This window comes from uncultured Sphingomonas sp. (assembly GCF_934560975.1).
GTDB lineage: Bacteria > Pseudomonadota > Alphaproteobacteria > Sphingomonadales > Sphingomonadaceae > Sphingomonas_I.
Genome location: NZ_CAKTFO010000006.1, coordinates 112,713 through 126,718 on the forward strand (window position 1 = coordinate 112,713; position 14,006 = coordinate 126,718).

General features: G+C 67.3%; 12 protein-coding genes and 2 pseudogenes. 10 read left to right on the forward strand and 4 right to left on the reverse strand.

What is annotated here, in order from left to right; translation table 11 throughout:
* The first annotated feature begins 38 nt into the window (after window positions 1-38).
* Window positions 39-263: a hypothetical protein gene (locus Q0D93_RS06815; RefSeq protein WP_294392275.1), complete on the forward strand. Its 225-nt coding sequence runs from the start codon at window positions 39-41 to the stop codon at window positions 261-263.
* 869 nt (window positions 264-1,132) lie between these two features.
* Here Q0D93_RS06815 and Q0D93_RS06820 read toward each other — a convergent pair.
* The 4 genes from Q0D93_RS06820 to Q0D93_RS06835 form a co-directional block, all read right to left on the reverse strand.
* Window positions 1,133-1,546: a hypothetical protein gene (locus Q0D93_RS06820; RefSeq protein ID WP_294392277.1), complete on the reverse strand. Its 414-nt coding sequence runs from the start codon at window positions 1,544-1,546 to the stop codon at window positions 1,133-1,135.
* 564 nt (window positions 1,547-2,110) lie between these two features.
* The gene (locus Q0D93_RS06825; protein WP_294392279.1) at window positions 2,111-3,682 is read right to left on the reverse strand and encodes an aldehyde dehydrogenase (NADP(+)); all 1,572 of its coding nucleotides are present in this window, start codon (window positions 3,680-3,682) and stop codon (window positions 2,111-2,113) included.
* Window positions 3,683-4,102: 420 nt separating this feature from the next.
* Window positions 4,103-5,389, reverse strand: coding sequence for an MFS transporter (locus Q0D93_RS06830; protein ID WP_294392281.1), 1,287 nt, complete (start codon window positions 5,387-5,389; stop codon window positions 4,103-4,105).
* Between the two features lie 23 nt (window positions 5,390-5,412).
* Window positions 5,413-6,222, reverse strand: a complete 810-nt coding sequence (locus tag Q0D93_RS06835) for a fumarylacetoacetate hydrolase family protein (RefSeq protein WP_294392283.1) — start codon at window positions 6,220-6,222, stop codon at window positions 5,413-5,415.
* Window positions 6,223-6,327: 105 nt separating this feature from the next.
* Here Q0D93_RS06835 and Q0D93_RS06840 point away from each other — a divergent pair, with 105 nt between their 5' ends.
* The 9 genes and pseudogenes from Q0D93_RS06840 to Q0D93_RS06880 form a co-directional block, all read left to right on the forward strand.
* Window positions 6,328-7,356: a LacI family DNA-binding transcriptional regulator gene (locus Q0D93_RS06840; protein WP_294392285.1), complete on the forward strand. Its 1,029-nt coding sequence runs from the start codon at window positions 6,328-6,330 to the stop codon at window positions 7,354-7,356.
* Window positions 7,357-7,414: 58 nt separating this feature from the next.
* Complete coding sequence (gene kduI / locus Q0D93_RS06845) at window positions 7,415-8,254, forward strand: 5-dehydro-4-deoxy-D-glucuronate isomerase (RefSeq protein WP_294392287.1); 840 nt, start codon at window positions 7,415-7,417, stop codon at window positions 8,252-8,254.
* Window positions 8,251-9,009: a 2-dehydro-3-deoxy-D-gluconate 5-dehydrogenase KduD gene (gene kduD / locus Q0D93_RS06850; RefSeq protein ID WP_294392289.1), complete on the forward strand. Its 759-nt coding sequence runs from the start codon at window positions 8,251-8,253 to the stop codon at window positions 9,007-9,009. The genes kduI and kduD overlap by 4 nt, the downstream gene beginning before the upstream one ends.
* Window positions 9,010-9,147: 138 nt before the next feature.
* A pseudogene (locus Q0D93_RS06855) lies at window positions 9,148-9,588 on the forward strand (TonB-dependent receptor); the annotation flags it as partial.
* 60 nt (window positions 9,589-9,648) lie between these two features.
* Complete coding sequence (locus Q0D93_RS06860; protein WP_294392291.1) at window positions 9,649-10,641, forward strand: alpha/beta hydrolase; 993 nt, start codon at window positions 9,649-9,651, stop codon at window positions 10,639-10,641.
* Between the two features lie 48 nt (window positions 10,642-10,689).
* A pseudogene (locus tag Q0D93_RS06865) lies at window positions 10,690-10,910 on the forward strand (family 43 glycosylhydrolase); the annotation flags it as partial.
* A gap of 211 nt (window positions 10,911-11,121) precedes the next feature.
* A complete protein-coding gene (metF, locus tag Q0D93_RS06870) occupies window positions 11,122-12,066 on the forward strand; it encodes a methylenetetrahydrofolate reductase [NAD(P)H] (protein ID WP_294392293.1) in 945 nt (314 codons plus the stop codon).
* Window positions 12,063-13,118 (forward strand): homocysteine S-methyltransferase family protein, encoded by a 1,056-nt coding sequence (locus tag Q0D93_RS06875; protein WP_294392295.1) that lies wholly within the window; start codon window positions 12,063-12,065, stop codon window positions 13,116-13,118. The genes metF and Q0D93_RS06875 overlap by 4 nt, the downstream gene beginning before the upstream one ends.
* Before the next feature lie 96 nt (window positions 13,119-13,214).
* Window positions 13,215-14,006: dihydropteroate synthase (locus Q0D93_RS06880; RefSeq protein WP_294392297.1), on the forward strand; the 792-nt coding region annotated here is incomplete at its 3' end.

A 14,006-nucleotide genomic window follows, 5' to 3' on the forward strand; every position in this document is an offset into this window, starting at 1 on the left:
ATCGACCGCATGATCGTGCGTGCGCATCAGGATCGCCCTTGCATGGCATCCAGGCGGTGATCCCCGCCAAGCGGGGCCGAAATCACCCCGCCGCGCATGATCGCCGCAAATACCGCCTGCAAAGCCGCATCCAGCAGTTCTTCAGCCAGCGTGAGAATTGGCGACGTCTCGCAATCCGATACGACGAGGCCGAGGCATCCTGCCTCGGCTTCGTCAGTCTCGCCTCAGCCTTGCTGTGGCTGTCCTTTGTCCACGTGGCCTAGCGATTTCGGAGCGTGTCGCGGATCTCCCGTTCACCTCCGGCCTGCTGTTGACCTGCATCTGTCGCCTCCAGCAGCATGGCCCGTTCACCATCCGACACTACCTCCCCGTCCCAGGCGCGATGGAACTGCCGGTGCTCGGCCCGCATCAGGTTCAGGCTCTCCGCAACTCGCGCGTGGGACCGGGCGATGGCGTCACGAGACTGCGATATCAGCATGCGGCTGTGAACGAGCAGATCAATCGACGAACTCGGCCGTGAATCCAGAGGCATGGATACAAAATAGCATTGTCTCGGGTGAGGGTGAAGGGCAGCGTGACACCTTCGGCGAGATAATGCCGCAGGTGACCCTCTCCGGCCCGCAGCATGGCTGCATAACAAGATGACCGCACCCATTCCGCGGCAGCTGTGCATGGTTGAGGCATCCGCCATCGCGGGGACATGCGCGTGCTGACTGAAGCGAAAGGCTGCTCCCCATGATGGAGAATGCGCGTTTGGTCCTCCATCTCGCAAAAGTAGCGCACTGATGTCACGATGACGCCCGTTCGATGTGCCTCATTGAGCCGGCGGGTGCCGGGCGACATTGCCGATCGCCACGCCACGCCACGTTGCGCTTCGAGGTGGCGGTCCCGCTATCAAGGGTAAGTCATACGCCCCTGGATCCGCACTTCGGAGGTGAAGGTCGACATGGGTAGGCGCGCGGCATTGTACAGGCTTCCGGGCACGACGTTGCTCCACTTGTATCGCATGTAGCGTGGCTGCGGTACGACCCCTGTTGCCACCACGCTCTCGCCCTCGATCCGCGGATTTGCGCGTAGAGGAACGGGAAAGCTCCCTGCGCGGAATTATGCCGTCAGTCGGCGATCAGTTCCCTCAACAGGTCGGCATAATAAGGCGCACGCGCCACGTTGCTGTCGGTTTCCCCGATACCAGATCACGCCCTTGGTGCCGTAGCCGGTAAAGGGCGCAACCATGGCATTGTAGAGGGATGATGGCCGGTATGCCTCTTCCGGAGGGTGCCATGGGTGGACGAGGGCTTGCCGCCGGATGCCCGGATCGCAGCGTCTCGCGCGCTTCGGCGGCAAGCGCGAGATCCGCGTCGGTCTGCTCCTGCTGGAACCGGGCGTGTGTGTCGATGGCAGGGGCGAGGGGCGCATCGGTCGCAAAGGCGTCCGTCGACACCCAATTGTCCGCCGGCGTACCGCCCCAGGTGGAGTCGATCACGCCAACGGTGACGTGCTCGCGCGCGGCGATCTCACGGGCGAAGACATAGTCGATCGCCGACAAGTTCGCAGCGGTCGCGCGAGTCGTCGTCCAGGTCGCGTCGATGTGCGCAAGGCAACGGCGCTGCCCTTATGCGCGATGCGGAGGAGCCGGACACGCGGGTTGGTGGCGGCGGCGATCTCCGCGCCGGAGTTCTTCAGCGGTGCGCCGTCAAAGCCCTTGAGCGGGAATTGCATGTTGGATTGGCCCGACGCGAACCATACGTCGCCCGGCCTCACGTCCCGGATCTCGGCCTTGCCCTCGGCCGTGCCGCCGTCCACGGTAAGCACATAGGGCCCGCCTGCCGCTTCGGGTTTCAGCCACACCTCCTACCGGCCAAGGCGGTCTGCCACCGCCTTCTCGTGCTGGCCGTGCAGCGTGACGGCAACGGCCGCCCCTGCATTCGCCCAGCTCCAGACGTGCAGCGGCCGGCCGATCGCGCTGCAGCACGGCATGATCGCTGAATAGGCGTGGCAGCTTGACCTGTGCGGCAGCGGACGAGGTTGCCGGTCCGCCTTGAACCAACCGATTGCGCTGCGCAGCAAGCCGGCCGCGGGCACTGCCCACGGCCGATCTTGTCGTGAGCCCTTAGCTCGGCTGGCCGTCCGTCTTGCGCGGCAAGCCCTGCGGGTTGTTGTCGCGCAGCGCCTGCGGGAGCAGCGCGTCGGGCAGGTCCTGATAGCTGACCGGACGCAGGAAGCGGGTGATCGCCAGGCTGCCGACCGAGGTGGAGCGACCGTCGGCGGTGGACGGGAAGGGACCGCCATGCACCATCGCATGGGCGACCTCGACTCCGGTGCCGAAGCCATTGACCAGGATGCGGCCGACCTTCTTTTCCAGCAGCGGCAGCAGCGCCCTGGCATCGTCATAATCCGCTTCGACGATGTGGATAGCGGCGGTCAGCTGCCCTTCCAGGCTCTCTACCACCGCGTGCACGGTGGCGAGATCGGGGCAGCGGACGATCAGCGAGGTCGCGCCGAAAATCTCGTCCTGCAATTCCCTGTGCGCCAGGAAGTCGGCGGCGGTGGTGGCGAACAGGCCGGCCTGACCCTGGCAATTATGCCCGGCCTGACCACGGGCGAGCGTCTGCACCTGCCCATGCCCGGCAAGCTCCTCGACCGCCGTCTCGTACGCCTTGTGGATGCCCGGCGTCAGCATGGTCGCGGCCGGCTGCGCGGTCAGCGCCTCGCCGGCGGTGGCGGTGAAGCGATCGAGGCTGTCGCCTTCCACCGCCAGCACCAGGCCGGGATTGGTGCAGAACTGCCCCGCGCCGAGCGTCAGCGAGCCGACGAAGGCCTTGGCGGTATCTTCCGGCTTGGCGTCCAGCGCGTTGGGGAAGAGGATGACCGGGTTGATCGAGCTCATCTCGGCATAGACCGGGATCGGCTCGGCCCGCTTCTGCGCGATCTCCATCAGGGCAAGGCCGCCGCGACGCGAACCGGTGAAGCCCACCGCCTTGATCGCGGGATGCGCGACCAGGGCCTGGCCGACTTCATGCCCGGTGTCGAACAGCAGGGAGAAGACGCCTTCGGGCAGGCCGGCATCGGCTACCGCCTTGCGGACTGCCTGAGCGACCAGTTCGGACGTGCCGGGATGGGCCGGGTGCGACTTCGCCACCACCGGGGCACCCGCCGCCAGCGCGGACGCCGTGTCGCCGCCCGCGACCGAGAAAGCGAGCGGGAAGTTGGACGCGCCGAACACCGCCACCGGGCCGACCGGCACGTTGCGCAGGCGCAGGTCGACGCGCGGCATCGGCTTGCGATCGGGCTGGGCCGGGTCGATCCGCAGGTCCAGATAGGATCCGTCGCGCACCACGCCGGCGAACATGCGCAACTGGCCCACGGTGCGGCCGCGCTCACCCTCCAGGCGGGGGCGGGGCAGGCCGCTTTCCGCCATGCACCGCTCGATCAGCGCATCGCCCAGGTCCAGGATGTTGGCGGCGATCGCTTCCAGGAACGCGGCGCGCGCCTCGGGCGTGGTCTCGCGATAGGTGTCGAAGGCGGCGTCGGCCAGCCGGCATGCTTCGTCCACCTCGGCCGTGGTCGCGCCGCGATAGGGCGGCTCCATCGTTTCTCCGGTGGCGGGGTTCACCGCCCTGATCTCACCGACCGTGCCAGCAACCGCGCGCGCGCCGATGAACATCTCGCCCTTCAAATCCATGTGCCTTGCCCTTCCGTATGTCGTTCTCCGCCCAGATGGGGCGGCAAGCGCGCGGATCAACCGAGGCCGATCACGCGTTCGCGGGCCCGAATAGGCCAAGACGGGCCATGACCGCAAAGAATAGCGGCAGGCCCGCGCGTTAATCCCGCGCCGCCGCGATCTGATCCAGGCCGAGCCGACCGAACCGCAGGCATTGTTGGTGGAGCCGAGGCCGCCCTGCCCCCTCCAGCCCGGGCGCGCCATCCATCAGCGCGAGCCAGGATGCGGCTTCCGCCAGACGGGTGTCAGCGCGCCGAGCGATGCGTTGATCCCGTCGGGATGGACCCCCGGCGCCTGCGCCAGGGCGCCACCCGCCGCATAGGTGGCGGGCAAGGCGCGGTCAGGCGGAACGGCGTCCGCGCCCGTCCCGACGCGGTCGCTTCAACGCGCCTCCACGCGGGCAAGGCGGGGCGAGAGCAGGTGGATCAGCACCACGGCCAGCAGGTAGACGCTGCCCGCCACGGCGAAAATCGGGGTGTAGCTGCCGGTGGTTTCCAGCACATATCCCGTGAACTTGGCCATGAACATGCCGCCGATCGCACCCACCGTGCCACCGATACCGATCACCGACCCCACCGCCGCGCGCGGAAACATGTCGGACGGCAGGGTATAGAGGTTGCATGAAAAGGCCTGGTGCGCCGCCGTGGCCAGGCCGATGATGCACACCGCCAGCCACAGATTGTCGGCATGTTGCGCGAAGAAGATCGGCGTCACCAGCAGCGCGCAGACCAGCATGGTCAGCTTGCGCGCGACATTGGCCGACAGCCCGCGCTGCATCAGGCGGGACGAGGCCCAGCCGCCCGCCACGCTGCCCAGGTCGGAAATCAGGTAGATGGCGACCAGCGGCGGGCCGAAGCCGAGCAGGTCGAGATGGTAGGTCTTGGCCAGGAAATCCGGCGTCCAGAACAGGAACAGCCACCAGACCGGGTCGATCAGGAACTTGCCGACCGCAAAGGCCCATGTCTCGCGCAGGCGGAGCAGGCGCATCCAGCCGATGGGGGTGACGGGATCGGCCGGGTCGCTGTCGATATGCGCCCGCTCGGCCGCGCTGAGGCGGGGATGTTCGTGCGGGCGGCGATAGAATGCGAGCCACGCCACCAGCCAGCCCAGGCTGAAGATGCCGGTGATGATGAACGCCGCGCGCCAGCCATAGGCCACGGTGATGACCGGCACGATCAAGGGCGTCACGATCGCGCCGACATTGGCGCCGGCGTTGAAGATGCCGGTGGCGAGCGCGCGCTCCCGAGCGGGAAACCATTCGGACACCGCCTTGATGCCCGCCGGGAAATTGCCCGATTCGCCCACGCCGAGCACGAAGCGTGCCATGGAGAATTGCAGTGCCGTGCCCGCAAAGCCGCACAATGTGTGACCCAAGGTCCAGATCAGGAAGGCGATGGTGTAGCCGATGCGCGCGCCCAGCACGTCCACGATCCGGCCGAAGGCGAGGTAACCGATCGCATAAGCGGCGGTGAACCAGAAGACGATGTCGGCATAGGCGGTTTCGGACCAGCCCAGTTCGGCCGAGATGGTCGGCTTCAGCACGCCGATCATCTGCCGGTCGACATAGTTGATCGCGGTCGCGGCGAAGAGCAGGCCGCAGACCGTCCACCGATACCTGCCGACACGCGTCTCCGGGCCGGCGGACGCGGGTGCCATCTCTCCAGCCATCGACCCTCTCTCTGTTCTGCCCGTTAGCGGGCTATGATGGAGCAATATGTCGTGAGTTGATCGCCAAAGCGAGCCTCCACGCAATCCCCCACGGCGACGCGGTGGACGCCGGTGACCGCGCCGGTCGGCACCCATGTGCCGGCGGCGAGCGGCCGACCCCGCGCGGCGGCATGGTTCAGCAGGAAGCGGACCGCCCCGAACGGTCCGTCCAGCATCGTGGCGGCGCGGGCTGAGCCGATCGGCGCATCGTTGACGTGCAGCGCGACCGGCCAGTCGTTGATGTCCGTATCGCGCCAGCCGGTGATTTCCGGCCCGATCACCAGGCCATTATTGTTGCCGTAATCGGAAATGGTGACGGTCGGGCCCAGTTCGTTGATGCGGGGGAAGGGGGAGCTGGCAATCTCGATCCCGACATGCACCGTGTCCACGGCGGCAATCGCATCCTCCATCGTAAAACGGGACTGATGGGGATCGAACCCGTCGCCCAACCGCAGCAGATATTCCGCCTCCGCCGCCGCGAACCCGTCCGCAAACACCGGCATGGCGACCACCTGGCCGGGATCGGCCGTGACCACCTGATCCGCGAAGATCGGGCCAGTCAGCCGGTCCACGCCGTCCTGCGGCGGATTGATCCGCCCCACTTTCCAGCCCGCCACCACGCGTCCGTCCAGCGCCAGCGCCGCATCCTGGATGGCATAAGCGGATGTGAGGTCGGACGGGATCGCGCCGGGATAGTCCGGCAGCGCGGTTCCGGCGCGGCGCGCCTCCACAAAGGCGCGGGCGATCGTCTCGGCGGATCCATCGGGATCGTGATCGGTGGCAAATGTCTGCACCGGCGGGCTCCTCCCCATATTTCCGCAACGCTATGGGAAACCGGTGTCAGGGGCAAGTGCCGGTTTGGGTTTGCGATCGGTCGCGTCCGCGTTATCGGGTGCAGCATGCGCAGCAGCGGCCAGCCGACCATCAATGACGTCGCCCGCCTGGCCGGCGTCTCCAAAAAGACGGTCAGCCGAGTCATCAACCGTTCGCCCCTGCTCAGCGCGGATACGCGGCGCAAGGTGGAAGGCGTGATCGAGGAACTGGGCTATGTTCCCAATCCGCAGGCGCGCGGGCTCGCGCTGCGCCGCAACTTCCTGATCGGGCTGATCCACGACAATCCGAATGCGCAGATGGTGATGAACGCCCAGCAGGGCATGTTGGAGGCGATTCGCGATACCGAGTTCGAATTGCTGGTCCGCCCGATCGACCGCGGATCGCCCACCATGGCCGAGGACATCCGCCATTTCCTGGAGCGGCAGCGGCTCTATGGCGTGCTGCTGCTGCCGCCGGTCAGTGAGAATGACGCGGTGGCGGAGGTCTGCCGCGCGGCGGGCGCGCGCTATGTGCGGATGGGATCGGCGCGGCTGGACGATGACGACCATATGGTCGCGTCCAACGATCGCGAGGCGGTGGCCGACGCAGCGCGTTACCTGGTCGAAATGGGCCATCGTCGAATTGGATTCGTCGCCGGTCCGCACGGCTTCCGCTCTGCGGCGGAGCGGCGCGCGGGGTTCGAGCAGGCGATCGGGGATGCCGGGATCAAGCTGCCACGCAGCCTGATCGCCCACGGCACCTATCGCTTCGAAAGCGGGATCGCGGCAGGCGACAGGCTGCTCGACGTGACGCCGCGCCCGACCGCGATCGTCGCCTCCAACGACGAAATGGCGGCCGGCGTGATGCATGCGGCGCGCCAGCGCGACCTGCGCATCCCGGAGGATGTCTCGGTCATCGGCTTCGACGACACGCCGATCGCCGCCCACATCTGGCCGCCGCTCACCACCGTGCGCTGGCCGATCATTCCGATGGCGCGCTCGGCCACGTTGAAATTGCTGAGCGACGTGCTGGACGACGATGACGCGGTGGGGGAGCCGTCCTTGTTCCTGTCCACCCTGATCCGCCGTGCCAGCGTGGCGCCGCCACGAGCCTGAGGCGGGTTGCACTGCCATCTGACACCGGTTACCAATTACGCGACTTTGGGAGAGCATGATGTTCGAGCGGACCTACTACGCCACCCACCCGGACATGATGGAGTGCGTGTCCAACGAGGAATTGCGGGACCGCTACCTGATCCCGGACCTGTTCCGGGAAGGCGCGTGCGTGTTGAACTACACCCATGCCGACCGCTTCGTGATCGGCGGCGTGCTGGTGGGGGCGACGCCCGTCAAGCTGCCCGACCAGACGGAGCCGCCCTCGGCCGCCGGTCACCCGTTCCTGGAACGGCGCGAACTGGCGGTGGTCAATGTCGGTGCTGCCGATGGCGTCGTGACGGTGGACGGGGAGACCTTCACCCTCCGCAACAAGGATTGCCTCTACGTCACCATGGGCGCCAGCGACGTGCAGTTTTCGGGCGAGGGCGCGCGTTTCTACCTGGCGTCCTGCCCGGCGCACAAGGCGTTCCAGACGCGCAAGCTCGGCATTGCCGACGCCAACGCGCTGGAGCGCGGCGGCCTGGAGGAATCCAACGAACGCACCATCTACCAGCTGGTCATCCCGGGCGTGTGCGATTCTGCGCAGCTGGTGATGGGTCTGACCGTGCTGAAACCGGGCAGCGTGTGGAACACCATGCCGCCGCACATCCACGAGCGGCGCAGCGAGATCTATTTCTACTTCGAGCTGGACGGGCCCAACGACCGCGTCTTTCATTACATGGGAGAGGGCGATGCGATGCGCCACATCGTGATCGGCAACGAGGAAGCGGTGATTTCGCCGCCCTGGTCGGTCCACATGGGTTCGGGCACCAAGGCCTACGCCTTCATCTGGGCGATGGCGGGCGAGAACCAGGATTATACGGACATGAACGTCCTCGACATCTGCCAGCTGGCATGAGCGGGGCGATGTTCGACCTGACGGGCAAGGTGGCGGTGGTCACCGGCGCCAATACCGGCATCGGCCAGGCGATCGCGCTGGCGCTGGCGGGGGCCGGCGCGGACGTTGCCTGCGTGGGTCGCACGCCGGCCGTCGACACGGTGGCGCAGGCGCGCGCGCTGGGCCGCAGGGCGGAGGTGATTTCCGCCGATCTGTCCTCGATCGAACCCGTGGGGCGGGTGGTGGACGAGGCGGTGGACAGGCTCGGCGGGCTCGACATCCTGGTCAACAATGCCGGCATCATCCGCCGCGCCGATGCGGTGGATTTCACCGAGGCGGATTGGGACGCGGTGATCGATACCAACCTCAAGTCGGTCTTCTTCCTGTGCCAGGCGGCGGGCCGGCACATGATCGCGGCGGGCGCGGGCAAGATCATCAACATCGCCTCCATGCTGACCTTCCAGGGCGGCATCCGCGTGCCGAGCTACACCGCGTCCAAGTCTGGCGTGGGCGGGCTGACCAAGCTGCTCGCCAACGAATGGGCGGCCAAGGGCGTGCAGGTGAATGCGATCGCGCCCGGCTATATCGCCACCAACAACACCGCCGCATTGCAGGCGGACGAGGCGCGCAACCGCGCGATCCTGGACCGCATTCCGGCGGGGCGGTGGGGCGATCCCGGCGATCTCGGCGGGGCGGCCGTGTTCCTGGCGTCCGCCGCATCCGATTATGTCAACGGCCACATCCTCGCGGTCGACGGGGGGTGGCTCGCCCGCTGAGGCGGGGAACAAGGAGGGAGGACAATGACCGGGCTGTCGCGGCGGAGCATGATCGCGGGGCTCGGGGCTCGGGGCAGGAGCGGCGCTGGCTGCGTCGGCGCGGGCGGCGGCATCGTCATCCGCGACGGTGCGGGCACCGCCAGGGGCCTGTTCCACCGTTTCGCGACCATGAGTGGGCAGCAGGTCACCGCCTCCGGCCCGCTCAACGCCATCGCACGGGCGCGGGCGTTCCTGGCCGAGATGAAGGTGGGGGAGGGTGATCCTGACGCCTTGCTCACCCGCCCGGCGGAGGCGTTGGTCGCGGCCCTGCGCGCGACCGCGCGCGTGTCGGTCAGCTATCGCAGCGGCGATATCGATGCGGGGTCGGGGGCCGGCAACATCTTCGACGGCTACAACCCGGTCGCCAACGTCGATGCGTCGTTCCGCTACAAGCTGACGCCTAATCTGGAGCTGTCGCTGGAGAGGCGTGAACTAACCGACGCTTGCCGCGACCGCTATGTCGAGGTCGATGCCAACCGCAAATACGAATATAATCACTTCGGCCGCATCTTCCTGGTGGGTGTCCGCTTCAAGATGTAACCCCACGCTTTCGCCTGGCTTCTGATGGCGGGGCGTCCGCCTGAACCATGGAGAGAGGATATGCTGGATCGTCGCGGGGCCATTGTGGCGGCATTGGGGGCAGGGATTACCGGCGTCGCCGTGGCGCAGACGCCGCCGCCGGGATTGAATGCGGGCCGCACGCAGCATCGCGACCCCACCGAGACGATCGACCTGTGGCCGAAGGGTGCGCCCAACGCACCTGCGACTTTGCCGGTCGAGGCGGTGGTGGAGCGGAGCGGCGCGAACGGCGTCGGCGATCGCGAGGTCCACGGCATCGCCCGGCCGCGCATGGTGGTGTTCCGGCCGGAGCATCCCAATGGCTGCGCGGCTCTGGTCACGCCCGGCGGCGGCTATCGCTACATCGTGATCGACAAGGAAGGGTATGAGGTCGCGCGGTGGCTGACGGCGCGCGGCTGGACCGTGTTCGTGCTGTTCTACCGCCTGCCCGGCGAAGGGTGGAGCGACCGGGCCAATGTGCCGCTTGCCGATGCGCAGCGTGCGATGCGGCTGATCCGATCGCGGGCGAAGGATTACGGCGTACGGGCCGATCGGGTGGCGGCGATGGGCTTTTCGGCGGGCGGCCACCTCTGCGCGGATCTGGCGACGCGCTTCGGTGCCTCCGTCTACCAGCCGGTGGATGCGGCGGATGGTTTGAGCGCGCGGCCGGATATCGCGGCGCCCATCTATCCCGTCCAGTCCATGACCCTGCCGATCGCCCATGCGGGATCGCGCGAACTGCTGCTGGGGCCCGACGCCACGCCCGCCATGGAGCGCGCGCATAGTCCGGCCGACACGCTTACGGCCGAAGCGCCGCCCTTGTTCCTGGCCCATGCGGAGGATGACGGCGCGGTGCCGGTGGGCAACAGCCTGCTGTTGCGCGCGGCGGCGCGGGCGGCGGGGATCAAGGTGGAGACGCACCTGTTCGAGACTGGCGGTCACGGCTTCGGCCTGCGCGCGGCCAAGGGCAAGCCGGCGGAGGTCTGGCCCGATCTGTTCGTCCGCTGGGCGGCCACGCACGGCTTCGCCGGATGAACGGGGTCAGTCGCCGCGAGGCGCTGGCCACGGCCTTGGCCGGCGGTTTGGTGCCGCGGCTTTGAGGGGCAGCGGATTACCGACCCGGGCGATGGACGCTTCCTCAATCCGCTGATCGCCCGCGACCGGCCCGATCCAGCCACCCTGAAGGGCGGCGCGGATTATTACATGACTTTTCCAGCTTCGATTCCTGTCCCGGCCTGACCATCTGGCGCAGCCGCGACCTGGTCAAGGCGCAGCCAAATTCCATTTTCGTGATCTGGGCCGACCAGCGGCGACGGCGGCCGGATCTGGCGCAAGTTCGACCGGGGGGGCGGCGGTATCCGGCTACCACCACAATATGCGCTGCGGCTTCCTGATGCTGCGGCCGGGCCTCTATGCGGCAGGGTCGGGCGAGGCGCAATTTGGCAACTTCCGCTATCGGCCGCTGCAACTTTCCGTGCCTTGACCCGCATATAAAGGAATCTTTATATGCGGCCCATGGCCGATTTGTCCCTTTCGCAGCTTGAGGATGCGCGCCGCGCGCTCGACGCGCCCTTGTTCGCGGACCTGGCGGGGGATGCCGTCGTCAGCTTCGAATTCTTCCCGCCCAAGACGGAGAAGATGGACGAGCAATTATGGTCGGCGATCGAGACGCTGGCGCCGCTCGGCCCGCAATTCGTGTCCGTCACTTACGGGGCAGGGGGCTCCACGCGCGAACGCACCCATGCGACCGTGGCCCGCATCGCGCGCGAGACGACCATCCCCGCCGCCGCGCACCTGACCTGCGTCGAAGCGAGCAAGGCTGAGATAGAAGAGATTGCGCGGGCCTATTGGGATGCGGGCGTGCGCCATATCGTCGCGCTGCGCGGCGATCCGCCGACGGTGGGCGAGGCGTTCCGCCCGCATCCCGACGGCTATGCCAATGCGGCCGAGCTGACCGCCGGGCTCAAGCGGATCGCGCCGTTCGAGGTTTCGGTGGCGGCCTATCCCGAATGCCACCCGTCCTCCAGCGACGTGCAGGCCGACCTCGACAATCTCAAGGCGAAGGTCGATGCGGGCGCGGACCGGGCGATCACCCAGTTCTTCTTCTCGCCCGAGACCTTTTTCCGCTTCCGCGATCGCGCGGCGGCGGCGGGCATCTCGACCGAGATCGTGCCGGGCATCCTGCCGGTGACCAACGTCGCCACCACCCGCAAGTTTGCCGGCCTGTGCGGCGCGGCCATTCCGCCGTGGATGGACCGCCTGTTCGAGGGGTTGGACGATCACCCGGCCGCGCGCCAGCTGGTCGCCGCCACCATCGCCGCCGAACTGTGCCGCCGCCTTTATGCGGGCGGGGTGCGGCACTTCCACTTCTACACGCTCAACCGGGCCGAGCTGGCTTATGCCATCTGTCATCTGCTCGGCATCCGTTCCCAGACACGGCTCGCGGAGAAAGCGGCATGATCAAGAGCGAGGCGGCGCAACGCTTCCGCGCCGAAGCGGCCAAGCGCATCCTGCTGACCGACGGCGCGTTCGGCACCATGATCCAGCGGTACAAGCTGGACGAGGCGGCCTATCGCGGCAGCTATGCCATGCCGTTCGACCAGAAGGGCAATAACGACCTGCTGGTGCTGACCCAGCCCGACCTGATCCAGGAAATCACCGAGGCTTATCTGTCGGCCGGGTCGGACATGGTGTCGACCAACACCTTCAACGCCAACCGCATCAGCGAGGCGGATTACGGCGCCGAGCATCTGGTGCGGGAGATGAACCTGGCCGCCGCCGGCATCGCCCGCGCCGCCGCCGACCTGTTCCAGGCGCGGGACGGCCGCCCCCGCTTCGTCGCGGGCGCGATCGGGCCGACCAACAAGACGCTGTCGCTGTCGCCCGACGTCAACGATCCCGGTTTCCGCGCCGTCGGCTTCGACGAGCTGAAGGACGTGTATCGCGAGCAGGGCGAGGCTTTGCTGGACGGCGGCTGCGACTTCATCCTGATCGAAACCGTGTTCGACACGCTCAACGCCAAGGCGGGCATCGTCGCGGTGCGCGAGATCGAGGAGGCGCGCGGGATCGAAGTGCCGATCATGCTGTCCATGACGATCACCGACATGTCCGGCCGCAACCTGTCGGGCCACTCGGTCGAGGCGTTCACCTACATGGTGCGCCATGCCCGTCCGCTGACGATCGGCCTCAACTGCGCGTTCGGGGCTGACCTGATGCGGCCTTACCTGAAGGACATGGCCGAGGTCGCCGACGCGCTGATCATGGCCTATCCCAATGCGGGCCTGCCCAACGATCTCGGGGCCTATGACGAGCAACCGGAAACCACCGGCGGATTGGTCGGGGACTGGGCTCAGGACGGGCTGGTCAACGTCGTCGGCGGATGCTGCGGCACGACGCCGCCGCACATCGCGGCGATGGCGGCGGCGGTGCAGGGCGTGGCCCCGCGCACGGTCGCGCGGCCCGCCATCACCATGCGGCTGGCCGGGCTCGACCCGTTCGTGATCGCGGCTTAAGGCCGTCAGCGACCCCCATTGTGCCCGCGTGAACGTCGCGGCGCATCCCACCTGCCACCCGCCGCCTGACACCGCCGGGGACGAACGGATCATCTGATGGCCAGCACCCCTTCCTCTGCCCAGTTCGTCAATATCGGTGAGCGCACCAACGTCACCGGGTCGGCCGCCTTCAAGAAGCTGATCATGGCGGGCAATTACGCCAAGGCGGTGGATGTCGCGCGCCAGCAGGTGGAAAATGGCGCGCAGGTGATCGACGTCAACATGGACGAAGGCCTGCTCGACGCGCTTGAGGCGATGACCACCTTTCTCAAGCTGATCGCCGCCGAGCCCGATATCGCGCGTGTGCCGGTGATGGTCGACAGCTCGAAGTGGGAGGTGATCGAGGCCGGGCTGAAATGCGTCTCCGGCAAGCCGATCGTGAACTCGATCAGCATGAAGGAGGGTGAGGAATCCTTCCTGCGCTATGCCCGCAAGTGCATGGATTATGGCGCGGCGGTGGTCGTCATGGCGTTCGACGAGGTCGGCCAGGCGGACACCCAGGCGCGCAAGGTCGAGATCTGCGCCCGCGCCTACGACCTGCTGATGGGCATCGGCTTCCCGCCCGAGGACATCATCTTCGATCCCAATATCTTCGCGGTGGCGACGGGGATCGAAGAGCATAACAATTACGGCGTGGACTTCATCGAGGCGTGCAAGGAAATCCGCGCCCGCTGCCCCCACGCGCATATCTCCGGCGGCCTGTCCAACCTGTCGTTCAGCTTTCGCGGGAACGAGCCGGTGCGGCGGGCGATGCACTCCATCTTCCTCTACCACGCCATCCCGGCGGGCATGGACATGGGCATCGTCAATGCCGGCCAGCTCGACGTCTACGACCAGATCGATCCCGAG